Source organism: Pseudoalteromonas sp. XMcav11-Q (assembly GCF_040104525.1).
Taxonomy (GTDB): domain Bacteria; phylum Pseudomonadota; class Gammaproteobacteria; order Enterobacterales; family Alteromonadaceae; genus Pseudoalteromonas.
In genome coordinates this window covers 226,481-251,023 of sequence record NZ_JBECOX010000003.1, presented here as the reverse complement: position 1 = coordinate 251,023, position 24,543 = coordinate 226,481, and the positions used below count along the sequence as shown (strand labels likewise).

Genomic DNA, 24,543 nt, shown 5'->3' with positions numbered 1-24,543 from the left:
TTATAAAGCGGGAGCTTTAACGTGAGTAACGAATTAATTTTTGGCTTTCATTCAATCGAAGCCATTTTGAATAACGCGCCGGAGCGCTTTTTAGAAATTTATGCACTAAAGGGACGTGAAGATCAGCGTTTAAATCAAGTCGTAAACGATGCCCGTAAGTTTGGTATTTCAGTGCAGTTTATGCAGCGTAAAGCGCTTGATAACAAAGCGAATGGTGAGCAACATCAGGGCATTATTGCCAATGTTAAAGCGGCGCGTGGATACAATGAAAAAGATCTTGATGAGATCATTCAAAGAGAAACCACACCATTTTTCTTGGTGCTTGATGGGGTAACGGATCCGCATAACTTAGGTGCATGTCTGCGTAGTGCTGATGCAGCAGGTGTACATGGTGTGATCGTACCAAAGGATAAGTCTGCAAAGCTAAACGGCACTGCAAGAAAAGTTGCGTGTGGCGCTGCAGAAACGGTTCCGCTTATCCAAGTAACCAATCTTGCTCGCACGTTGCGTGATATTAAAGAAGCCGGTGTGTGGGTTGTAGGTACGGCAGGTGAAACCGATACAGCTGTTTTTGATGCAAACCTGACTGGGCCTATGGCCATTGTAATGGGCGCCGAAGGCGATGGCATGCGCCGTTTAACTCGAGAGCATTGCGATGAGCTGGTTAAGATCCCGATGGTAGGTAGCGTGTCTAGCTTAAATGTATCGGTTGCGACCGGTGTTTGTCTATTTGAAGTGTTAAGACAGCGCTCAGCACTTTAATCACTTAATAAGCGCCGGCTTTCACGGCGCATCTTCAAAAGTTTTAAGAGCTCGCAAGGTAAACTTGCTCCTACTCAGATTTACCCTTTGGTAGGAGCCGATTTATTCGGCGAGCTTTTAATGATCCGCAAGGTAAACTTGCTTCCACTCAGGTCTACCTTTGGTAGGAGCCGATTTATTCGGCGAGCTTTTAAAACCCGACAGGTCAGCTTATTCCCACACAATTGTACAGGGCATTACCCCATTAAAATCGCTTGCAACTCTTTAAGAGATTCTACGGTATAGGTTGGCTTGATATGGTCAGGGCAGACTTTGCCATCATGCTTTAACCAACAGCTATCAATCCCAAAGCGGTTTGCGCCTAGAATGTCACTTGCTGGTGTGTCGCCAACCATTAATACTTTGGATTTGTCGGGGTTCCCTAACAGTGCTAACGTATGCGCAAAAATACTCGGATCTGGCTTAGCTTTACCCACCAACTCAGAGATCACCACTTCAGAAAAACGATCCACAAGGCCTGTGTGCTCTAAGCGCTTTTGCTGAAGCGCGGCAAATCCATTGGTAATAATAGCCAAAGTACATTGGCCTTTCAGGCTGTCGAGCAAGGCTTTAGCTCCCGGTAACGGTTGGCAAATTTCTGCCATCGCGGCCAAGAATCCCGCATTGAGTACTTCAGGCGCGATATCGAGTTTTTCAGCCCAGCGACTAAAGCGCGTTACCTGAAGTGTTTTTGCGTCAATCTCACCATTTTGATACTGCACCCAAAGTGGCGCATTTAAGCTGTTATATTCTTCGTAGTCCTCGTCAGTGAACACAACGTCATATTGAGTAAACAGCGTTTGTAATCCAAATTTGGCATTAAAGCTAAATAAGGTTTCGTCAGCATCAAATAAAATATGTGTATAGTTCGGCATTATAAATACATCTCGGGGTGATTAAAGGGTGCCATTGCGAGTAATAAGGCTTGCGTGTAGCTACTCTCTCTGGTGGCAAGATGGTTGGTTAGCAAACCGATAGCACCGCCTTGTTGCTTGATATTAGTGGTATTGAACAGGTCGTCCATTACATGTCCTAGCTCTTCACCTTGTTCAAGACGCGCGTAGACCGATGCCGGTAGCGGCAAATTACAACTACGGCCGACACTCGTACGACGGTTATCCGCAATGACGACATAAGCGAAAGTAGCTGCACCGTATTCAAATTTGGCAGCGCCTCCTTCCATGGCACAATAAAAATCGGCTTGATGATGTTGCTGTAAGTAAGTAACACGATTCTCTGCGCCTTCGCGGGTGGCTTGTTCACCTAAAGGCTGATCCGCAACGAGACTCGGCGCTGAGATACCCTGACAGTCAATTTTTGCATTGGGAAAGTACTGCGCAAAGATGGTTTTTGCAGCATTGATTTTTACTGGGTTTTTAGACCCCACTAAAATGGTAAGCACGTCCATATAACAACTACTCGTGATGCTCTAAAAGGCGTCAGTGTAAAGTGTGATATGGAGCGATGCAAGGAAGCTATTATTCCTAATCAAAACATAAGCTGGGTTAAATCGGTAAATCGACTGGCGCCATATTCTCAAGGGCGCGTTTCTTTACTAATAATTCCTTGATAAGTGGAGTCAGTACCAACTCCATCGCCAGCCCCATTTTCCCGCCCGGCACAACTAACGTGTTTACACGAGACATAAAGCTGCCTTCGATCATTTGTAAGTAGTAAGGGAAATTAACATCTTCGATGCCACGAAAGCGAATAACCACAAAGCTTTCGTCTAATGAGGGTATGTCTTTAGCACTGAATGGGTTAGAGGTATCCACGGTGGGCACGCGTTGAAAGTTAATATGCGTGCGAGAAAACTGGGGGGTAATGTGATTAATGTAGTCATCCATTGAGCGCACAATTGACGTCATAACCGCCTCTTTGGAGTGGCCGCGCTCATTGGTATCGCGAATGAGCTTTTGGATCCACTCAAGGTTGATGATAGGCACCATGCCAATCAATAGATCAACGTTGCTGGCCACATCATATTCGGGGGTCACGACACCACCGTGCAGCCCCTCATAAAACAGCATATCGGTGTTTTGTTCCAGTTCTTGATAAGGAGTAAAAGTGCCCGGTAGCTGATTAAATGGCACGGCATCGTCAAACGTATGAAGGTAGCGACGGACTTTGCCATTGCCGGTTTCGCCATAGCTTTTGAACAGACTTTCTAATGCGCCGAAGTCATTGGCTTCTTCACCAAAGTAGCTAATGTGCTTACCTTCTTGCAGCGCTTCGCGACGCAATTTATCCATTTCAGGGCGAGTGTAGCGATGAAAGCTATCGCCTTCGACATAGGCGGCTTTGGTATTAAGACTGCGGAATATATGTTTTATCGCGCTTGTCGTTGTTGTAGTGCCTGCGCCTGAACTACCAGTAATGGCGATAATAGGGTGTTTGTCTGACATAAATCTGCCTTAGCTTTCATCATCCGTTAATTCGATGTTACGCGAAGCAAAGTTTTTGGCAAGCTTTGCTTGAAGGCGAGTGTTGGGTATCATAGCGGGGTGATATAACTACAATGAAAAATCAAAGGAACGTCCATGCCCATTTCAATGCGTGTGAAGCTCGCAGTTTGTCTATTCGCTTTCGCGTCCTGTTTACCTGCGTATTCAGCCATGCCCAAAAGCCAAATTTGGCTAGCTGAATTAGGTGAACATTTCAGTGCTAAACCAATTACCGAAAACACTGCATATTTTAATCAACCACTAGTGACTGATTCTGGGGTTTTCTATACTGGGGAAGTAAGCGCTGATGGCAATAGCCAAACGGATCTGTTTTTTTACGACTTTCAAAGCCAAAACACAACCAACCTCACGCAATCCCCTGTCTCCGAGTATTCACCCACACTGCATCCGAATGGGAAAGGGTTAACGACGATTGTGGTTGAGGGATCCGGTAAGCAAAAACTGTGGTTTTATCCGTTTGATCAGGCTACAAAACCAAGTCGTGTTTTTGAGCATATTGAACCTGTGGGGTATCATGCTTGGGGGAGCAACCAAGATCTGATTATGTTTATTTTAGGTGCGACTGAGAGTGCTCCGCATACCTTACAGTACACAGATATTAACGGCCATTTACCACAAATTCTTGCCGAAGATATTGGCCGAACTTTGTCTTACAACCGTGCGCGTGATGTGTTTGCTTTTACATATCAAGTCAATGGCTTAATGTGGTTCGCAACTTACCACAGAGAGAGCGATCATATTCAGCGATTTTTTGCTCTTCCCAGTCAAGTGCAAGATTATACCTGGTTGGATGATAATAAAGTGGCATATGCACTAGATAATAAAATTTATTATCGGGATTTAAATGCGCCTAAAAAAGTCCACTTATTAAGAAACTTAAGAAGTTACTGTCAGACTTCAATTTCTCGCTTGAGCTTTTTTGATAACAAGCTGGCATTTGTATGCTACCGCCAAGACTGACAATAACAAATTGAGTAGAATGCTCGATGCGATGCGTAGACAACAACCATAGGAAGAGATATGACGATTCTTGTAACTGGTGGTGCAGGCTATATTGGCTCTCACACTGTATTAGAGCTGCTACAGCAAGGCAAAAAGGTAGTGGTCGTAGATAATCTAAGCAACTCTCAGCAGACTTCATTACATAGAGTCGCTGAGATAGTAGGAAAGGAAGCGGCATTCCATCAGGGGGATATTCTTGATAAGCCATTTCTTGATAGTGTATTCGCGCAATATGATATTGAAGAAGTGATCCACTTCGCAGGCTTAAAAGCCGTAGGAGAGTCGGTTCAAAAGCCAATCGAGTATTATCAAAACAACGTTCAGGGTACGTTGACGCTGCTTGATGCGATGCGTGACGCCAATGTATTTAAGCTAGTTTTTAGCTCGTCAGCGACGGTCTATGGAGATCCTGCCAGCCTTCCTATTCGTGAAGATTTCCCTGTTGGTGGCACAACCAATCCTTATGGTACGTCAAAGCTGATGGTTGAAATGGTACTACAGGATGTCGCTAAATCAGACCCGCGTTGGGCCTTTGCTATTTTGCGTTACTTTAACCCGGTTGGCGCACACGAGTCGGGGTTAATTGGTGAAGACCCAAATGGTATTCCCAACAACTTACTGCCCTACATCTCACAGGTTGCTGTTGGTAAACTGGCGAGTTTAGGCGTCTTTGGCGACGACTATGACACCAAAGACGGCACGGGCGTGAGAGATTACATTCACGTGGTTGATCTAGCTATTGGCCATTTAAAAGCACTTGAGAAAATCGCAGTAGTAGCAGGTACACATATCTATAACTTAGGTACCGGCAATGGCTACTCAGTACTTGAGATGGTTACTGCGTTTGAAAAGGCAGCGGGCAAAGCCATACCCTATGACATTAAACCGCGTCGCGATGGCGACATTGCCGCCTGTTACGCAGCGCCTGAAAAAGCCAAATCTGAATTAGGCTGGCATGCAGAGCGTGGATTGGATGCCATGATGCAAGATACATGGCGCTGGCAAAGCAATAATCCAAACGGGTATCGTTAACTACTAAGTTAGTTATTGATGTATATCGAAAAGATAACAGCCTTATTTCTGTCTACATTTAGTGCATGGGGCTTTCTTTTTGCTTTGCTTTACAACCTAGCCATTTATTCTGGGAATAGGCAAGAGCGTCTTGAACAACAGCCTATATTTTATAGTGCAGTTATGTTTATTTCGTTTCTGATTACTATTCCCATTGTAGCCCTTTTTTTGCTTCCCTCTGACAGTGCAGTTAATACTTGGGAAATTCTTAGGTATAACGGCGCTTTAATCGTGATGGACTTATTGACTATGTTCACGCTGACACTCATTCCAAGAGGGAGTGCTAGGGTAGGTAATGTTTGTTATAGCTACTTACAACTATGCATGTCTTTTTCAATCGTGATGTTTCTCGCAGCAGCCTGTTTTGGAGTCTATTATCAATACCTTCCTTCTTGGCTTCGGCAGTTTTTTTTAATTTTTTACCCTCTTGGCTCCAATGCAAATGACTTAGTCATGGTTTCAGTACTCGTTATTAGGCGTGACTTCCTAGGGTTACATCGACTCTATCGGCGGCTATTAAACTCAAGTTAACTAACCTGAGGTTTGGATAAGAAATGAGCTAACTCATTGTTTTTAAAATCACATTAAATTATTTCCTTATCTAGCCAGAGAGTTTTGGGGATAACCAGGCGAATTTACGCACCAATAGCAGGCTATTGGAAGTGAATTCAACGCAGTTAGCGCTAAAACTGGCTGCTAGAAAAGCATTAATTATCCGAAGCTCAGGTTAACTATGTTGTTATAATTATTATTTTCATAAATCTGTCACGTTGTTGTCATCTAAACTCGGTTAAATATTCTGGTATAGACCAGTTTAGAGGCAGTTATGAACAACGATTATTTACTCCTGACGCCAGGCCCGCTCAGTACATCTCACACCGTGAAAGAAGCCATGTTGAAAGACTGGTGCACCTGGGATGATGAATATAACCAAGGTGTGGTGCAAGTTATTCGCAATCAGCTTTGTGAAATTGCGGTTGCAGATCCGCAGTATCGCAGTGACTACAGTGCAACCTTAATGCAGGGCAGTGGTACAGCAAGTGTAGAGGCGGCTATTGGGACTTTTATTCCTAAGTCTGGCACTTTACTGGTTATCAATAATGGTGCCTATGGTGCGCGTATTATTGAGATAGCCAATTATCTAAATATTAATGTGATAGCGCTCAACTTTGTTGAAACCGAATTGCCGCAACTTGAGCAGATCTCACAAACGCTTGAGCAACACCCTGAGATCACCCACGTAGCAATGGTACACTGCGAAACCACAACGGGGATGCTGAATCCGGCTAAACGCGTAGCGGAGCTTGCGAAACATCACAACAAAGTAATGATCCTTGATGCCATGAGCAGTTTTGGCGGCATTGAGATGGATATGCACGAGTGGCAAATTGATATCCTCATTAGCTCAGCAAATAAGTGTATTCAAGGTGTTCCAGGTTTTGGCTTTGTGATTACAAAAACAGCGCTCTTGGTTGCCTCTGAAGGACAGGCACGTTCACTTTCTTTGGATCTTCACGCCCAGTGGAAAACCATGGAAAATCATCATGGTAAATGGCGTTTTACCTCGCCAACGCATGTTGTCAGGGCTTTTGCCAAAGCACTGGAAGAATTGGCGCAAGAGGGAGGCGTTTCTGCGCGATTTAAGCGTTACAGCGAAAATCAAAAACAACTCGTTAGCGGCATGAAAGCCCTTGGTTTTGAAGCCTTGTTACCAGAAGTCATGCATTCACCTATTATCACTTCTTTTTATTCACCAAGTGACGAAAGCTATGAATTTAAGCGCTTTTATGAAGCATTGAAGCAAAAAGGATATGTGATTTACCCCGGCAAGGTATCAAACGCAGATTGCTTTCGAATTGGTAATATTGGCGAAGTATATGCCGCAGATATTAGCGGACTACTAGAAGCTATCGCACAAGCAAAATACTGGTAAGCTGTTAGGGTAGGAGACGCTTTACGCGGCGATGGGTTAAGGGGGTTACACTCCTTTAACTAAATAAATGAGTAGCAAATCTTAAATCGCTTAAATCGCTGACACCCACGAAATTAAATCGCTGAGATAAATCGCTGACACCCACTACTAATTTAAATCGCTGACACCCACTACTTAATTTGCACCTTCCTAAGATACCGCCTACGCTTTAATTTTGCACTCAAAGGATTGAGGAAACCAAACTATGGCTACTGCCCGTAAAAAACAAATCAGTTTAACCGACACCAAATACTACCACTGTATCTCCCGCTGTGTAAGGCGCGCCTTTTTATGCGGTGAAGATAAATTTACTGGAAAATCATATGAACACCGCCGGGATTGGGTTGAAGAAAAGCTCCTGATGCTGGGCTCCGTGTTTTGTATTGATATCTGTGCTTATGCCGTGATGAGTAATCACACCCACATTGTTTTATATGTTGATGATAAAAAGGCTAAGTGTCTGTCGGATAAAGCGATTGTGATACGGTGGCACAAGCTGTTTAAAGGCAATTGGATAACCCATAAGCTCGTTGAGGGAGAACCACTCAATGAATCGGAACAATTGATATTCGATGAGCATGTCGCCAAGTACAGGGAAAGGCTCGCAGATATTAGCTGGTTTATGCGAGTGCTTAACGAAGACATCGCCCGCCGAGCAAATAAAGAAGATAATTGTACAGGCCGTTTTTGGGAAGGACGATTCAAATCCCAAGCATTACTGGACGAGGCAGCACTGGCTGCTTGTTTGGCATATGTAGACCTAAACCCCATTAGAGCCAAAATCGCCGCAACGCCTGAAACCTCAGACTACACCAGCATCAAAAAGCGCATCGACCACGCTAAGCTGGGCAAACAACCAAAAAGCCTACTACGCTTTGCTGGTAGCCCGCGAAAACATATGCCTAAAGGCCTACCTTTTGAACTCAAGTCCTATATTGAATTAGTTGAGCTCACGGGCAAATGCATTCGAGTCGATAAACGCGGGTATATCAATGAAGCACAACCGATTCTTACTCGACTCAATATAGAACCTGAGAACTGGATAAAACTCACCACGCAATTTTCTCGGGTATTTCATGGTGCAGTGGGCCGAGAACGGACAATAACCGCTTACAGTGAAACACTGCAAAAAAGACGGCGGACAAACCTAACAAACTGCGAGCGTTTGTTGGCTTAGCAAAACTCACATTCTCAACGCTAGAATTTCTTATTTCTGTATTTACAGCGCTTTGTCGTGCACGATAACTCGGTTTTGATGTAGAGATACGCTTGGGCGCTAAAAATTAGCCTATCTATAAACGTTTTTGACCAAAGTGGTTGAAGTATTTTTATACTTTTTACTTCTCTTCCTCAGCACTGATGTAAACAGTAATGGGTGTCATTGATTTGATTGATTTGATGGGTGTCATTGATTTGGACTCTGATGTAAACAGTAATGGGTGTCATTGATTTGATTGATTTGATGGGTGTCATTGATTTGGACTTCCTCAGCACTGATGTAAACAGTAATGGGTGTCATTGATTTGATTGATTGATTTGATTGATTTGATGGGTGTCATTGATTTGATTGATTTGATTGATTTGTCATTGATTTGTTCAGTAGGCACTCTGTACTAGCTGTCTCGAAGGCAAACTATTTTATTGGTGAGGTTGAAAGGCAGCAGTTAAACATTACTCAAAACAAAGCATCTGTTTGCGAAGCTCTTTTACATTAACTAGCTCACCAGAATTGACTTTAAAACTAGATGAGAACTTATGCCCTTTCATTGTAGAAGTTAAATCAAATAAGCATATTAACTTTTACTAGCTAAGTATTTATTGCATACCAGAGTATTCCACCACTAACTCGCATTTAGACGTAGAATATAGAATTAATGAAGGTGTTTTTGACGCGGCAGTAGCTCTGGAAAGGCTGTCGTGCTAAAGCACGACCTACGTGTATAAGGGTTATACGCCCTCAACAATCATCGCTATGGGTTCATGGAGCTGATATTCGATAGAATTTATTCAATTTAATGACTGCGCCGCACCTCGCGACGATATATGCGGAAAGGTTGTCGTGCTAAAGCACGACCTACGTGTATAAGGATTACACGTCTTCAACAATCATTGCTATGGCGTTATGTAGCCGATATTCAATATGATGATTGTGTCGCACCATGCGGCGATATATGCGAAAAGGTTGTCGTGCTAAAGCACGACCTACGGGTATGGAGGTTACACGCCTTCAACAATCATTTCTATGGCGTCATGGAGCCAATATTCAATATTGTAATCCACCAATGCTTGCTCGGCGTCATAGCGGGCGCGCAGTACCTTTAAACAAGGTGCGCCGCTGTTCTTTTCTAATTTGTCGGCAACGTCATCGGGTAGTACGGTGACGCTTATCACGCACTGTTCAAAGCTGACGTCAACTTGGTAATGGGTCGACATCACTTCTGTGATTGAGCCATCCAGCGGTTGGTTGTGCAAGTCGGCAAAACGTTCGGCTGCACAATAGATCTGTTCCATCATTATTGCGCGACCATCTAACGCGCGTACTCGAGTTAATTCATAAACAGGCTGGCCGTTAAAATGAGAGTGGCTAAACTCAGGCTCTGTGGAAGGGGCATTAATTGCCACTACTTGAGTTGTTGGTGTAAAGCCTTGTTCAATGGCAAGGTGGTTAAAGTTCACTTTTTTAGCTGGATGCCATTTGAGTTTTTCGGGGGTGACAAACCAGCCGCGACGCTTTTGGCTAAAGATAAGTCCTTCGGCTTCTAGTCTTGCTAGGGCTTCACGGACGGTGATCCGTGTTGAGCTAAATGTTTCTTGCAGCGCGCGCTCTGAAGGCAACTTGGCACCCGGCGTCATGCTGCCAGCGGCGAGCAGCGCTTGGATATGGTTTCGAATACGTTGATAAAGCAGCATAATTGAGTCGATAAAACCTTTTGTGACAAGCTTACTATCGTTTTATGACAGGATAAATATTTATAATTTGAGACTTGTAAACTCAGATTAGCCTAACTCGCCAAATAGGCTTCTATCTGGCTAAACCAATAGCTACTCGGCAAAACGGCTAAACTCGGATCTTTCCCTAAATCATCAAAACGACGCAGCGCGATAATAGCGTCCAATTCAGGGAGCTTGGAGAATGCCGCAAGTTCTTCGCTGCTCATCTTTCCGCCTTGTCTTGTTAGCGTTAATTGGCTGGCAGGAGAGAGCGTTTGGTAATACTCCTCATCAATACTGACCAGATAGCGTTTCGCATCTACGTGTTTGCGCACTAGCATTGTCACCGCGTGATCAAAGCCAAGTTGAGTTAAGTGATCCGCCCCTAAATCGCCATGATTGCTATACCCTTGTGGGGTAAAGTCGGGGTTATTCTGAGACTGAGCAACAAAATGGCCAATATCATGTAAAAATGCAGCGATTTGGGTCGCTTGATCATAACCATTTTCTTTCGCGAGGGTAGCGCATTGCTCGGCATGGTAAATTTGGCTGCATGCCTCGTCATAGGTGGCGTGACCATATTGCTCGAATAGCTGTTTTATTTGTGCAACGGCATTCACTTTATATACTCCTGCTTCACGTTCGGATCTAATTTTGCTGCGCTGCCACTTAGCTTGCTTAGCCAAACATCGAGTTTATGCGGTGGCGTGTTGTTATCCTCAGCGCTTTCTTTACGGCGAATGGCATTTCTCACCATTAAGGCCCCCGCGGTGCGAAATGGCTCGACGGGAAACTGTTTAAGCGTTTGGTTGACCAAGGCGCAGTGACGCCAGTCGTTATGTTGATTAAGCAGTAGACTCGCTAAGATTTGCCCACCTAAATAGGATTGCACCACGCCGTTGCCTGAGTAACCACTGCCATAAAACACATTAGCTTGACCATTTAAGTGACCAAAGAAAGGCATACCAGAGACACTTCGGTCTGAGGGGCCGGTCCAAGTTCTGTCTATCTCGAGCTGGTGATGTTCAAAGAAATGGCTAAATGAGCGTTCAAGAATGGCTTGATAACGGCTGGCGCGGTGAAAGGAGTCTCTCACTTGGTTATTGAAACTAAAATAATTCCCGCCTTTGCCAAGCATTAATCGACCGCTTGAGGTGGTGCGGTAGTAATTCACAAAAATGCGTGCATCAATCACCGGAGCGCCGTGGTTCAACCCCATTGCCGCAAGCTTTTCAGGTGCTGATGTGGTGATAGCCATATCGCTCGAAACCAACACTACGCTGCGAGAAAATTGCGGCAATAAGCTTGGCAGCCAAGCGTTAACCGAAAATACCAGCTGATTGGCTCTGATCTCGCCTTTGTCTGTGGTAATGGTTAGCGTGTCTTGGCCTTGGTGCTTTAGGTAGCGGGTGTGTTCAAATACCTTGACCCCAAGGGCTTTTGCCACCTTCATCAGTCCACGTACAAGCTTGGCGGGTTGAACGCTACCGGCATGGGGAGAGTAAATTCCAGCAAGGTTGGCATTAGAGCCGGTAGCTTGCAACTGCGATTTATCCAGTGTTTGCCACGCATTAAGCTGGTGTTGCTCAAGTAGGGCGGTAATGGGGCCAAAGGCATTACGCTGGCTGTGATTAGAAGCCGTGTAGTAAGTACCATCAACGCGGCAATCACATTCAATCCCGTGTTTACTAGTAAAGGCTTTAATGTCATGAACGGCCTGCTCTGACTGGCGTACTAAAAAGCAGGCTTGTTCTAAGCCAAACTCTTTAATTAAGCTGGCAAACTTGGTTGACCATGTCAGCATAGTTCCACCATTACGACCCGAAGCACCTTGTCCACAGAGGTCTTTTTCAATAATGACGATATTCAGCTCAGGTTTTTGCTTTTTCAGCGTTATGGCTGTCCAAAGGCCAGTAAAGCCGCCACCTATGATACAAACTTGGGTATCTAACGCGCCATGAGTCGGCGCGCTGGCTGCGGCTTCAATATCGGCTTGAGTGATTGCTTCATCAAACCAAAAAGGCTGAAAACGCATTACGGGCGCTCTCCACGGGCGATACGAGCAGAAATATCCACCAAGACCATTTCGATGTCGGCTAGTGAATCAATCACATAATGCGCACCGGCTTCGCCAAGCTGCTGATAAGCATTAAGGGAATGTGCACTTTGCTCTTCGTGACCAAGCGCCGTCCATTCTTCTTCGCCAAGCCCCACCGCATTACCCGTTAACGCAAGTCCTACGGTCCACATACCAGCATTTAACCCTTCGCTTATTCCCGGCGCGGAATCATCGACTTTTACGCATCCTGATACGCGATTAATCCCAAGTCTTTGCACGTTTTCTAACGCCATCCAGGGACCTGGGCGAGAGCCTGCTGCACATTCATCACTGGCAACCACACAATCTGGCTGATAACCATAGTCGGCAGCGGCAGGCACTAGTACGTCCATCACAGGCTTGGGATACCCAGAACAACTGCCAATCTTAACGCCTTGTTGTTGTAATCGTTTGATCACCGCAAGCACGCCCGGAATGGGGGTTGCTCGGTCGGCGACTTTTGCTTGTTGGAGCGGCATAAAGGTTTGATAAATATGGTCAACATCTGACATACTCGGTGCCTGACCAAATTGCGTTATCCAGCGGGTGCGGACACTGTCCGTTTGTAGCAAAGTATTAATGTGATCCCATTTGCCCATTCCCATCGGACCGCGCGCTTCAGCCAAGGAAATATCAAATTGATACGCTTGCTTAAATGCTTCAACAAAAATACTGGTAGGGGCAATCGAACCATAGTCGACCACAGTACCAGCCCAATCCAAAATTAACGCTTCAATGTGTTTCATGTTGCTAAGACTCCTAACTAGGAAATATGTGATGAAAGTGCCGTGGTGCGTAGTTGCGTTGACGCCTTACGTGGTCGCTTTAATTTCACGGCAAAATAAATAATTGAACTCACTACGAGGGCGCTTGCGATAAACGCTACCCAGTAGCAGGCCATGGTAAAAAAGTGCAGCCAGCTGAGCTCAGGTGTGGCAAAAGTTTTATAGAGCAAAATGCCCACTGAGCCGATGTAGCCCGCCGAATCCGCCAGATAAATCAAAAAACCGGCGTTCGCAGTCGAGCCAACTGCTGAGATCATGCGGTCAAACAAAAAGCAGTTATAGGGGATATAACTGATATAAAGACCAGCCCCCAGCAGTACCATCCAAGTTTTAGGATCGAGACTTTGGGTTTGGTATAAATACGTACTGCCAGCCAGTAGTAAAGCCCCGAGTAAGACAAAGCCATGATTGGCAAAAAATGCGATGCGGTTATTTTTAATTAACACCAATGCGGCAAGCGCAATGAGTACGATAAAGGCGATGCGGATCCCGGCATAAGCAAAAATCGCGGGTTCTTGCCCATAACCTAAGGCCTGCCAGATCTCGGCTGAGAAGTTATCTCTAAAGTCACGAAAGCCGGTAAAGAGTAAAAAGCTAAGCACCAGTACGGTTATTCCAAACCAATACTGTTTAAAAAACGCTAGCCGTGCTTTGCCATCCATTGGCGCGCGCTTTTGTCGTAATTGTTCATCTTCTTGTGTAGGTTCTGGAATACTATTTAGACAAGCAACGCTGAGTACAAGCAGTGGTAGAAAAATCGCTCCGGTTGCCGCTGGCATCCACAGTTCAGGCACATTGAGTTCGGTTACCAGCCATTTGCCCACAGTTCTGACCAATCCAGAGGCAAGAATAAAAGTAACGCTGAGTACCGCACCTAAGATTTCGGTGGTTTTACGACCTTCTAAAAAGCTAAAAACCAAACCCCAGATCATGCCAAGGGAGAGGCCATTGGCAAACAGCCAAACCAGATTCCAGCCCGTGGGAGTGATGGCAAATAGCACCAGTGCGAGCTCAGCGGCTAAAATCATGGCCAAAATCGCACGACCGCGATAATGATGCTGCATTTCAGCAATCACTTTAACGCCGATAAATTTCGCGCATAGGTAGCCAAACACTTGCGAAAGGATCAGGGCAATTTTAAAGCTAACAACCCAGCTCAGGTCATCAAAGGCTTCATAGGTATTGACCGAAAATGGCTTACGAAAGGCGTACATACAAAAGTAAGTCATAAACGCACTGGTCGCGGCAAATAGCACAAAGCCGATACCTTGGGCGTCTTTTAGCCAGCGTGGGCGGGCGTTAAATAGGGTGATCTGCAACATCATAGGATCCTCGGTAATTCGAGGGCAATCCTTTGTGGATTGCCCGTCAACCGGTGTATACCAATCGGCTTAATCAAGTGAATTGGTATTAAAATTGGTAGTTAATGCCGACCATGCCGCGGATACCATAGTATTCCACCTGTAATGGACGGCCCTGCTCACCTTGGTAGTACTGCAATGCTTCATTGGTGAGGTTACTCAGCTCTAGGTAAACTAACGTTTGTTCGTTAAGTTGGTATGACGTTGTAAAGTCGACGCTGGTATTGGCACCATAGTAGCTATCCGATTGACTATCGCCGCCGTGCTCTTCGATATAGGCACCTTTATGATTAAGTGCTATTCGAGCCGCAAAACGGGTGTCGTCGTAATACAGCGTAAAGTTGTAAAGCTCATTGGCCTGACGTGGAATGGCCACTTTCTCTGTGCGCTCTGGGATCTGCATTTCAGAATCCATAAAGGTCGCATTGGTCATTACCCCAAAGTTGCTCAAACTGTCAGAAATGAAACCAAGGTCGCGGTTAAATGCCAGCTCAATGCCCGCAAGCCAAGCGCTATCGCCGTTTTCAGGACGAATGATCGTCACGCCTTGCTTGTTGTTGTAATTGCCAACGCTGGTGGCTTGGAAGATTGGGTCTTGGATATCTTTGTAGAATACCCCCGCAGAGACCAAGCCAACGCGGTCAAAATAATGTTCCACCATCAAGTCGAGATTATTTGAGTAGGTAGGGTCGAGCGCTGGATTTCCTGAGTTAAGCTGGTTGTCTTGCTCAAGGTAAGTTGCGCCTGGTGTTAACGAACCAAAATCAGGACGGGCAAAGGTGCGAGTTAGTGCAAGGCGATAATTGGTATCATCATTGGCACGATAAGTAACATGTAGTGCGGGTAATATGGACCAATAATCATTGCTGTTGGTGGTATCAACAACTTTGTCTTCGTCGGCTAAATAAGTGTAACCAGACACTTCGGTATCGGTGCGGGTAACTCGCAAGCCGCCTAATACTTCCCAGTTGTCGTTAGCTTGGTAAGTTGCCATACCGTAGATCGAGGTGTGGGTTTCTTCAACATCAAAGTTTCTGCCCAGTGCTCCACCGTTGCTGATGAGTGCTGATTCACCCGCATCTAGCTTGAACTTATTGCGATTTTGCGTCCAAAACTGAGCAAGAGCATCGGTGGAAGCCACCTGCGACAACTGCGTGCGATAATCAAACTTGGCTTCGCTTAAGTAATCGCTGCGACCGGGTTGATCGCTTAAGGCAAAGTCTGCAAGCGTTGGCGCTGCGCCATATTGTTCGCTGTCCCACGCGTAAAACTCATCGGCAAAGTCAGCTTTACGGACTTTGTCACGGTATTTTGCCCCAAATTTAACGGCTAGCTGGTTATTGTATTGCCAGTCAAAGTCGGCATTGGCTACCAGTCTGTCTTTTTCGTTGACGTAGACTTTGTATAGCTCAACCCAAGACAATCCCATTTTGCTTGGATCGAGTGTAAAGCCCGAGGGGAAGTGATTGCTAATGGCGTTCCAAGGGTCACTGCCGCCGTCTACTTGGTTGTAGGCATAATTTTTACCGGTATCGCGGTCTTCAAGTCCAACATATCCAACCTCTTTTTGATCAAAACGGGCGACAAAATAGCTATTGTCTTCACTGTTGGGTTTGTCGCCATAACGAAACTCATTTTCGTACGTGGCTAGTTGCCAAGAGAGCGTTTTATCAAAGCCAAAGTCATGTTCACCTGCAATTTCAAAGCCTTGCATTTCGGTGATGAGTTCGTTGCGAATATGCTGCAGCTCAGCACGGTCTTTATCAAAACGCAGCCTGTGCTTATAGTGGGTTTCATCATCAATCAGTGTGCCATATAGCGCGCTGGCGCTGAGCGTGCCGCTTTCAAGTTGATATTCCAGCGAGCCATTTAAGCCATAAGTTTCACGGGTTCCGGTATAATCACGCAGCTCTAAACGGTAAATGCCTAAGCCATCGTTACCCCGGCGCGGCTCATAATTATCGGTTGCCCAATCACGCTGCCACGCTGTGGCGTTAATGATAAAACCTAGCTTGTCGTCGAGTAGACGGTCGCCGTACACCACATTGGCAGAATAATTTGTACCATCGGCGAGTTCGTTTTGGCCCACAGCAAAGTTGGTTTTGAGGATAAAATCATCAGCGCCTTTTTTGGTCACGAAATTAACATTACCGCCAATCGCATCGCCTTCCATGTCGGGAGTGATAGCTTTAGACACTTCCACAAACTCAATCAATTCGCTTGGAAAAAAGTCGAACGCAGTGGCGCGGCTGGTGGTTTCCTCTTCTGCGGTTGGAAGGCGGTTACCGTTGATACTGGCCGAACTCCATTGTGACGGTAAACCACGCACTGCAACAAAGCGGCCTTCACCTTGGTCACGCTCTATCGACACACCTGGAATACGTTGTACGGCTTCAGCGGCATTTCTATCTGGTAACTTACCAATCCCATCGGCAGAAATGATACTTTTGATATTACTGGCATTTTTTTGGTTATTTGCAGCGGCCATTGCGCCACGGAAGATTTGCCCAACCGTGACCACTTCTTCCATCGCTTGTTGATGGTTTAATAAGACTGGAGACAACGTAGTGACTTTGCCATCAGTTACTTCAACCTGTAGTTCTGTTTCCTGATAACCCATATATTTCACGACTAAGGTGTAGCGACCGGCATCCAGTTTTGGTAGTTCAAAGCGACCACGATAATCAGATACTGTGGATACATCTTGGCCTTTTACTGAGATAACAGCGCCAGAAAGATTACTTTGTGGGTCTTTTACAATACCAACGAGTTTACCTGTCGCAGCATATAAGCTGGGACTGGTGGCGAGTAACACGGCAGCAGCGATTTGGGTTAGTTTTTTCATTGCTCTTTTCTCAAAAGTTTGGGTTGAATTTCTGGTCTAGTCCAGTTTATTGCAGATAGAGTAATGACGGTTTTTTACATTCCGATGACACAAAGGTGAAAAATTAACTAGCGCCTACTGCTCTTTGTTGTTTGATTCGCTTTAAAGGAGATAGGAGGATGTTGTTAGATGTTTGGCTTAACTGAATAAGATTTGTCATACTCGCGTTATCAGCGACAGGTTTTCAATAAAGGAATGGCAACGTGATTTATGCTTTGATTGCGGCGATTGGACTTTCTCTTTTTATTTATAGCATTACAGCTCGACAACTAGATAGGGCGGAGCTCACCGCACCTATGTGGTTTGTGCTAACGGGCGGGGCGATAGGCTTTGTGCTTGGTAATATTGAAGGAGGGCAACAAGCTTTAGCGGTAGATATTAATGGCCTACAAACTTGGTTGCCGATTATTGAGCTGACGCTTGCGATTTATTTATTTTCCGATGCTGCAAAAACGCGATTACGGGTGTTATCTCACAGCTTCCAGTTACCGGTTAAATTATTACTCGGGCTGCCATTAACCATGGTATTTGGCGCGTGGGTGGCCCATGAGCTGTTCCAGTTATCTTGGTTGGCTTGCTTTTTAATTGCGGTGATCATCACCCCAACCGATGCCACTTTATGCAAAACCTTCATTCAGGATAAGTCTGTGCCCACCAGATTACGTGAGGCAATTAATGTGGAAAGTGGCTTGAATGATGGCCTATGTATTCCGGTATTTCTGTTTTTACTGGGCGTATTAGCTGAGCGAATGCAAGCGACGACCGAATCATTTGCTTGGATTTTTATACGCGAAGTGGGGATTGCACTCGTTGTCGCTGGGTTACTGACTGGAGTGATCATTTGGTTACTTAAACGCGCCTATCAACATCATTACTTTGCGTCTAAAACCAGCCCTTTTCTCTTTGTTGGCATCGCTTTTTTAGTTTTTTCGGTAACCCAAGCTTTGCATGGCAGCGGTTTTATCGCTGCATTTGTCAGCGGTTTGCTGTTTGATAAATATTATCGTGATGAGTTTAAAGATCAACTTATCGAAGAAGGTGAGCACCTCGCCGAATTTGCGGCTTTTATGATCTGGATAGTATTTGGTTTGTCGGCAAGTGTAGTGCTGTTAAATGTTACCCAATGGCAGGTTTGGGTGTACGCAGTGTTAGCAACTGCCATGTTTAGATTGATCCCGGTATTCCTCTGCTTGTTAGGTGGTGAACTGACAACCAAAGAGCGCTTTACGTTAGCTTGGTTTGGCCCCAAGGGATTGGCTTCGGTGGTGCTAACCTTAATGCTACTCAGCGAAGAATTGCCAAATGGTTTGCAAATTACTCAAGTGGCAATGGCAACGGTGCTGTTGAGCATTTTTGTGTTTGGATTATCTAGTCGACCCATTTCTAAATTATTTACCAGTGCTTCTGGTCGAGAGTGATTACTCTAAATAACAATTGGTATAGCGTATGATTTCGTATCTGAATTGTACTGTTATATTGTAACTTATTGTGAAATAAAATATTTTTTGTCACTTTGCTGAAATAAAAAAGTCATGTAACGCGCCTAGACTGTGCCCGCCTTACAGACAAATATTACGTTTCAGGAACAGTACAATGAATAAAAAGTTACTTACAGTTGCTATCTCTGCAATTCTACTTACCGCGTGTGATGACGATACAAAAACCGTTGAGGTGATCAAAGAAGTTGAAGTCATCAAAGAAGTACCAGTGCAAGAAGTGACACAAGTAAAAAATGTGATCCTTATGATCGGTGACGGTATGGGACCACAGCAAGTTGGCTTACTTGAAGAGTATGCTCAGCGCGCGCCAAACTCAACTTATAAAAACAAAGGCAATCAAACTGCGCTTTCTAAACTTGCTGCGGGTGGCCACTTAGGTCTTTCCATGAACGCACCACATGGCGCAACTGGCAGTCTAGTGACTGACTCTGCTTGTTCGGCAACTCAATTAGCAACCGGCCTTGCTGCAGGCTCAGAAATGATAGGCCTTGATGCCGATGGCAATAAAGTAGCGACTATCTTAGAAAAAGCCAAAGCCGCGGGTAAAGCGACGGGTCTTGTTTCAGATACGCGTATTACGCACGCCACGCCAGCAGCATTTGCTGCCCATATGCCGCATCGTTCATACGAAGCTGAAATCGCTGAGCAATTAGTTCGCTCTGGCAGCGTTGATGTGATGTTATCTGGTGGTGCTCGCGTATTTGTACCAAAGAGCACGCCTGACAATGCTGAAGTAAAAGCACAACTTGACGCACTTGGCATGCCTAGTAGCGTATATAAAAGCTCAAAGCGTGGAGATGAAACTAACCTAGTTGTTGAAGCAAAAGAGCAACATGGTTATGGCCTTGCTTTTGATAAAGCACAATTAAGCAGTTTTGAAGGCGAAAAAGTACTAGGTCTATTCGCAAACTCTGGTATGAGTGACGCAATTGCTTACAAAGCTTGTCAACAGAGCAACAGCTGTACTCAGCCTTCATTAAAAGAAATGACGGTGAAAGCGCTTGATATCTTGTCTAAAGATGAAGATGGCTTTTTCTTGATGATTGAAGGTGGTCAAATTGACTGGGCGGGTCATGCAAACGATGCAGGTTGGATGCTAAATGAGCTGCTTAAATTTGATGAAGCCGTTGAAGCTGTTCATGAATGGGTAAAAGACCGTAACGATACACTGGTCGTTGTGACTGCAGACCATGAAACGGGTAGTTTTGGCTTTAGTTATTCAAAGCATGAGCGTCCTGAAGCACAAACGCTATCTGGCGATGGTATGTATGTAAATGGTGTTGCTAAAGAATATCATCCTAAGTTTAACTTTGGCCCACTTGCGCAACTAGACAAGCTCTACGCGCAAACAGGCACCTTCTTCGATATTCTTGCTGAAGCTGCGCCTGATGAAGCCTATGAAAATGTATCGGGCCCAACTTGGAAAGCGACCATTGAAGATATGACGGCTTACACGGTGACGCTAGATAATGCAGAGAAGGTTGGTCAAAGTGTTTATGACGACAAAGATGCAACGATGATCCCTGCGTTTGAGGACTTCGGTGACTTCTATGTATACGCTAAAGAAGATTACACTGGAAAAATCGCTCGCGCGATTGCCTCAGAGCAAAGCGTAGTGTGGGGTACTGGTACGCATACGGCTGCGCCAGTACCGGTTTATACTTTCGGTCCTGCGGGCGTAACTAAGCAGTTCTCAACCATGCAGCACCATGTGGACGTTGCAAACAAAATGATGACTGCGCTTGGTTTAACTGAATAAGCCAAGCACCTAGATTTTAAGTAACTTCAGTTAAGCCACAGCAATGTGGCTTTTTTCTGTCATTAAGGTCAGAAACTCGCGTTGTGGTAGCGGCTTTGAATAGTAATAACCCTGACCAAAATCACATCCAGCCTGTTTTAACAGCTGATGCTGAGTCGCGGTCTCAACGCCTTCAGCGATGACTTTTAAGCCTAGGCGGTGAGCCATCAAAATAATGGTTTCACATAGGGTTAAATCGTCTGCATTGGTTGCAATGCCATCGACGAAGCGTTTATCAATTTTCACAAAGTGACAATCTAATTGTTTTAGATACGCAAGTGACGAGTAACCCGTGCCAAAGTCATCTAACGCAAATTGAAAACCTTGCTGCTTTAAGCGTTCAACCCGCTGTTTTGTGCGGCTATCATTGTGCATCATCATTCCCTCTGTGACTTCTAAAACCACGTGCTCAGGGGGGATCTCAAGCGTCGTGAGTTTGTCACTCCAACTTGCTAAAGTACAATTTTTAGCAGCAAATTGGACCGGTGACACATTGATGCTAATTTGTGTTGTATGGCCTAAGTGCTGTAGTTGTGTCAATGTATCAACAGACTGCGAAAATGCTAAATCACCAATATGATGAATGAGCTGGGTTTCTTCGGCTAATGGAATAAACTCGGCTGGACTCACCATGCCTTGCTCTGGGTGTCGCCAGCGGATCAAGGCCTCGGCTTTGGCGACGCGATTATCGTCAAGTGATACGATAGGCTGGTAGTGCATTTCAAATTGATTGTTATGCAGTGCAGTACGAATACCTTTGAGCATGTGCATTCTAGATTCTGCGACTTTGCGTAAAGCGTCATCAAAAATCACATAGCCGTTACGACCTTGCTGCTTTGCTCGATACATTGCTTGATCGGCAGCCTTTAATAGGGCTTCTGCACCATTACCATCTGTTGGTGCGGTGGCAATCCCCATACTTGCGGTGATATGGCATTGTTCATCTTGGATCTCAAAAGGCTGTTTGAATGCGGACTGGATCTGAGCTGCTAGTGCTTTGCACTTTGCTTTATGTTCGTCATCCTCCAACACAAAGACAAACTCATCACCTCCAATGCGGGATAAAAACGCATGCGGAGCCATACTCTTTAAACGTTGTGCGACTAACTTCAAGAGTAAGTCGCCGTAATAATGGCCTAATGTGTCGTTAATATCTTTAAAATTGTCGAGATCGAGTAATAACACGGCGGTTTGTTGTTGTCCGCTGGCAACCTGTTTTTTTAAGTGTTTTTTAAGTCCCACACGATTATGAAGATCGGTTAATTCGTCAAAATGTGCTTGTTTCCAGATCAGCGCATCTTTACGCTTTACTTCGGTTATATCGGTGAAGATCGCGACGCGGCGGTAGATCTCACGGTTGCTATCGTAAACGCTATCAATAGTCAGCCATTCGGTGTAAAGCTCGCCATTTTTCTTACGGTTGACAATCTCACCTTGCCAACGGCCGTGTTCGTTGAGCTGCTGCCACATCAATTCGTAAAAGCTACGGTCATGTTGACCCGATCCTAACATGGCAGTGGACTTACCCAGCACCTCTGAGCGTGAGTAACCAGTTACACGCGTAAAGGCAAGGTTGACGTCCAAGATAAAGCCATTGGCATCCGTGATGATCATACATTCGCTGCTATTGTTGTACACCAATGCTGCAAGGTTTAGTGCTTCTTCTTGATGCTTACGTTGGCTAATATCACGGAAAATCAACAACGCCTGTGGATGTGACTCAATGGCACATAGGCGACATTCAACCACTTGATTACTGGTTGGTGAAAACTCAAGTTGCACATAGGTTTTGTCATTCAACAGCGCAAGCTCTGCGCGGATCCGTTTATAGATATGTTCTGGGAGCAATTCCCTAAGCGTTTGTGCTTTGTCTGTGTAATCGCCATAACGAGATAAGATCTGAGCCTGTTGATCTAAGCGCACATAGCTATCGGGGAGTGCATTAATCAGGGCTTTTACAACGGCAAGTCTATGATTTGCATTGTCTTCAGCGGCTAAGCGTGTTTGCGCCATATGAGCAAAACGCTCGGCGATATGCTCAAATTCACTGGGCACTTTGGTTGCGTTAAAACGGCGATCTTGCTTGCCCGATTCAAGTTGTGCAATAGCATGCTTGAGTGCGCCAAGCGGTTTTAAAAGTTGTTGCTTTAATTGCCAATGTGTTTGCCAAAACAAAATAGACACAAGCGCCAAAAATATTCCTAGAAAGAGTGCAAAACGCTTATCTATGCTGCTCAACTGGGACTCAAAATCGAAACTAAAGTAGATTTGTAACGCTCGGTTGCTGTTATTGAGTGATTGCTTTACATACACCAAGCGATTGCCTTCTGGGGTGTTTAGTAGCGTCGCCTGTGTGCCTAAATTGCTTGGCCAAGAACTGCTAACAGCACGGCCAAGTTCTGCATTTGCTGCTGGATATTGCGCAATGATTTGCGCTTTAGCGTCGGCAATCATTACCCGAGTACCAACAGGAAGAGGCAGTTTTGCAAGGGTCTGGCTCCAATGCGTTAAGCCTTTGACCGCGACAAGCATAAATAAAAATTGCTGTTTATCATCGTAAATTGGTAGCGCGAAGTTGACTGTTGCACGCTGCATGCTGCGGTCAATTTGATACTCACCAATACTAAACTGGGCAGTGCGCATTGCGGTTTTAAAGTAACCACGATCGGCGATATTGATCTCGCGTTGATCTGCTTGATGCGTAGTACAAAGTACGTTCCCTTGTGCGTCAACTATGCCAAGGTTAGCTAGGTTGGGGCTGAGCAGCATCGCGTGATAAAGCAGCGGCGGGCATTTGCCGTGCTCTACGGTAAGATGATCAATACGGGTCGACAGTTGCTGTAAGACTTGTTCTGTATCTGCGAGCTCTACCTGCTGGATCGCCGCAACTTGTTTGGCGTAATGCAGCGCCTGTTGTGACTGTTGTGTTAATGCCTGCTGACGTTGCTCACATAATAGAAATAAAATAATGATCAGACATGGCAAGCACAGTAGAACGAGTAAGCGATAAAATCGAAACTGTATTGAAGATTTCAGAATAATCCCACCTATGGAGCTGATCAGAGAGCGCGAATGATACCGAATCGAGTAGGGACAACCAAGCTAATTTGCATAAATAATTCAGCTGCAAAAGCATCCTTAAACAAGGGTTAACAAATGGAATTTTTAATTTCTAATTTGAAAGTATGACGTGATTATCCGGCCAAAAAATATGGCATTTTTTCATCTCTCCACTTTTTTCCACAAAATTCATGATCTTCCACAAATCCCGCGATTTTTCTGGCTTTCAAAGGCGTTAAAGGTACCGACTGAGCTTGACAAAAGTGCTTGTCAAGCCCTAGACTGTTCTTCTGTGGTAAAAAGTGGGTTTTAGTGGATCAAACTGGATCAACCAACTTAGAAATAGGATCACGCATGTTTCGAGGTGCAAGTTCGCTAGCTTTGGATGACAAAGGGCGTTTTGCGGTACCGACTAAGTACCGTCAACCGCTGCTGTCCGAAGATCAGGGAACTGTTATTTGTACTATTGCGATCAACGAACCGTGCTTGTGGCTCTACCCACTCTCCGAATGGCTAGAAATTGAGACCAAACTAAGTCGCATCTCTAATACCAATCCCAGAGTGAGACGTTGGCAGCGGATGTTGCTAGGTCATGCTACAGAATACCAACTAGACAAAAATGGCCGAATTTTACTGGCGCCTTCATTGCGATCCCATGCGCAATTAGGCAAAAAGATCATGCTAGTTGGGTTACTCAATAAATTTGAAATTTGGGACGAAGAACGCTGGTATCAGCAAATGCAGGCAGATACCGAAATTGAACACTCAGGAAACTTTGAGGAAAGCCCTGAACTGGAAAACTTTTCCTTGTAGGGG

The 24,543-nt window shown here is 45.1% G+C and carries 18 protein-coding genes; 8 read left to right on the top strand and 10 right to left on the bottom strand.

The features are described 5' to 3' along the window. Nucleotides 1–21: 21 nt before the first annotated feature. Entirely contained in the window at nucleotides 22–762 is a 741-nt protein-coding gene (gene rlmB, locus ABMY45_RS06685) for a 23S rRNA (guanosine(2251)-2'-O)-methyltransferase RlmB (protein ID WP_102056057.1), read from the top strand. Nucleotides 763–998: 236 nt separating this feature from the next. Here the strand turns inward: rlmB and yjjG are convergent, their stop codons facing one another. The 3 genes from yjjG to ABMY45_RS06670 all read right to left on the bottom strand — a co-directional run bounded on the left by yjjG (nucleotide 999) and on the right by ABMY45_RS06670 (nucleotide 3,206). Next, nucleotides 999–1,676, bottom strand: a complete 678-nt coding sequence (gene yjjG, locus ABMY45_RS06680) for a pyrimidine 5'-nucleotidase (RefSeq protein WP_102056058.1) — start codon at nucleotides 1,674–1,676, stop codon at nucleotides 999–1,001. Continuing rightward, nucleotides 1,676–2,209 (bottom strand): inosine/xanthosine triphosphatase, encoded by a 534-nt coding sequence (gene yjjX / locus ABMY45_RS06675; RefSeq protein ID WP_010605825.1) that lies wholly within the window; start codon nucleotides 2,207–2,209, stop codon nucleotides 1,676–1,678. The genes yjjG and yjjX overlap by 1 nt, the downstream gene beginning before the upstream one ends. Nucleotides 2,210–2,306: 97 nt before the next feature. After that, nucleotides 2,307–3,206 (bottom strand): phosphoribulokinase, encoded by a 900-nt coding sequence (locus ABMY45_RS06670; protein ID WP_010368692.1) that lies wholly within the window; start codon nucleotides 3,204–3,206, stop codon nucleotides 2,307–2,309. A gap of 135 nt (nucleotides 3,207–3,341) precedes the next feature. On the opposite strand from ABMY45_RS06670, the gene ABMY45_RS06665 reads away from it, so the two are divergent. From ABMY45_RS06665 to ABMY45_RS06650, 4 genes are all read left to right on the top strand, one after another. Beyond that, entirely contained in the window at nucleotides 3,342–4,226 is an 885-nt protein-coding gene (locus ABMY45_RS06665) for a hypothetical protein (RefSeq protein WP_206471834.1), read from the top strand. 60 nt (nucleotides 4,227–4,286) lie between these two features. Next, nucleotides 4,287–5,300 carry a UDP-glucose 4-epimerase GalE gene (galE, locus tag ABMY45_RS06660; RefSeq protein WP_349288624.1) on the top strand — a complete coding sequence of 338 codons (1,014 nt, stop codon included), beginning with the start codon at nucleotides 4,287–4,289 and terminating at the stop codon, nucleotides 5,298–5,300. A gap of 865 nt (nucleotides 5,301–6,165) precedes the next feature. Further along, nucleotides 6,166–7,272: a 2-aminoethylphosphonate--pyruvate transaminase gene (gene phnW / locus ABMY45_RS06655; RefSeq protein WP_349288623.1), complete on the top strand. Its 1,107-nt coding sequence runs from the start codon at nucleotides 6,166–6,168 to the stop codon at nucleotides 7,270–7,272. Between the two features lie 244 nt (nucleotides 7,273–7,516). After that, a complete protein-coding gene (locus ABMY45_RS06650) occupies nucleotides 7,517–8,488 on the top strand; it encodes a transposase (protein WP_349288622.1) in 972 nt (323 codons plus the stop codon). Between the two features lie 1,040 nt (nucleotides 8,489–9,528). Here the strand turns inward: ABMY45_RS06650 and ABMY45_RS06645 are convergent. The 6 genes from ABMY45_RS06645 to ABMY45_RS06620 all read right to left on the bottom strand — a co-directional run bounded on the left by ABMY45_RS06645 (nucleotide 9,529) and on the right by ABMY45_RS06620 (nucleotide 17,331). After that, nucleotides 9,529–10,221 carry a UTRA domain-containing protein gene (locus ABMY45_RS06645; protein ID WP_088531664.1) on the bottom strand — a complete coding sequence of 231 codons (693 nt, stop codon included), beginning with the start codon at nucleotides 10,219–10,221 and terminating at the stop codon, nucleotides 9,529–9,531. Nucleotides 10,222–10,313: 92 nt separating this feature from the next. Further along, nucleotides 10,314–10,862: an HD domain-containing protein gene (locus ABMY45_RS06640; protein WP_174170448.1), complete on the bottom strand. Its 549-nt coding sequence runs from the start codon at nucleotides 10,860–10,862 to the stop codon at nucleotides 10,314–10,316. Beyond that, nucleotides 10,859–12,277 carry an FAD-dependent oxidoreductase gene (locus tag ABMY45_RS06635; protein ID WP_349288621.1) on the bottom strand — a complete coding sequence of 473 codons (1,419 nt, stop codon included), beginning with the start codon at nucleotides 12,275–12,277 and terminating at the stop codon, nucleotides 10,859–10,861. Before ABMY45_RS06635 ends, ABMY45_RS06640 begins: the two co-directional genes overlap by 4 nt. After that, nucleotides 12,277–13,086, bottom strand: coding sequence for a phosphonoacetaldehyde hydrolase (phnX, locus tag ABMY45_RS06630; protein ID WP_349288620.1), 810 nt, complete (start codon nucleotides 13,084–13,086; stop codon nucleotides 12,277–12,279). The genes ABMY45_RS06635 and phnX overlap by 1 nt, the downstream gene beginning before the upstream one ends. A gap of 17 nt (nucleotides 13,087–13,103) precedes the next feature. Beyond that, on the bottom strand, nucleotides 13,104–14,450 hold the full coding sequence (locus tag ABMY45_RS06625; protein WP_248298624.1) for a DUF5690 family protein: 1,347 nt from the start codon (nucleotides 14,448–14,450) through the stop codon (nucleotides 13,104–13,106). Between the two features lie 85 nt (nucleotides 14,451–14,535). Then, a complete protein-coding gene (locus ABMY45_RS06620; protein WP_227387501.1) occupies nucleotides 14,536–17,331 on the bottom strand; it encodes a TonB-dependent receptor in 2,796 nt (931 codons plus the stop codon). A 242-nt stretch (nucleotides 17,332–17,573) separates the two neighbouring features. On the opposite strand from ABMY45_RS06620, the gene ABMY45_RS06615 reads away from it, so the two are divergent. Both ABMY45_RS06615 and ABMY45_RS06610 read left to right on the top strand, forming a co-directional pair. Further along, nucleotides 17,574–18,788: a cation:proton antiporter gene (locus ABMY45_RS06615; protein WP_193522305.1), complete on the top strand. Its 1,215-nt coding sequence runs from the start codon at nucleotides 17,574–17,576 to the stop codon at nucleotides 18,786–18,788. 175 nt (nucleotides 18,789–18,963) lie between these two features. Next, entirely contained in the window at nucleotides 18,964–20,628 is a 1,665-nt protein-coding gene (locus ABMY45_RS06610; RefSeq protein ID WP_193522304.1) for an alkaline phosphatase, read from the top strand. Between the two features lie 30 nt (nucleotides 20,629–20,658). On the opposite strand, the gene ABMY45_RS06605 is transcribed toward ABMY45_RS06610, so the two are convergent. Next, on the bottom strand, nucleotides 20,659–23,652 hold the full coding sequence (locus tag ABMY45_RS06605; RefSeq protein WP_349288619.1) for an EAL domain-containing protein: 2,994 nt from the start codon (nucleotides 23,650–23,652) through the stop codon (nucleotides 20,659–20,661). A 429-nt stretch (nucleotides 23,653–24,081) separates the two neighbouring features. On the opposite strand from ABMY45_RS06605, the gene mraZ reads away from it, so the two are divergent. Continuing rightward, a complete protein-coding gene (gene mraZ / locus ABMY45_RS06600; protein ID WP_010368661.1) occupies nucleotides 24,082–24,540 on the top strand; it encodes a division/cell wall cluster transcriptional repressor MraZ in 459 nt (152 codons plus the stop codon). The last annotated feature ends 3 nt before the right edge of the window (nucleotides 24,541–24,543 follow it).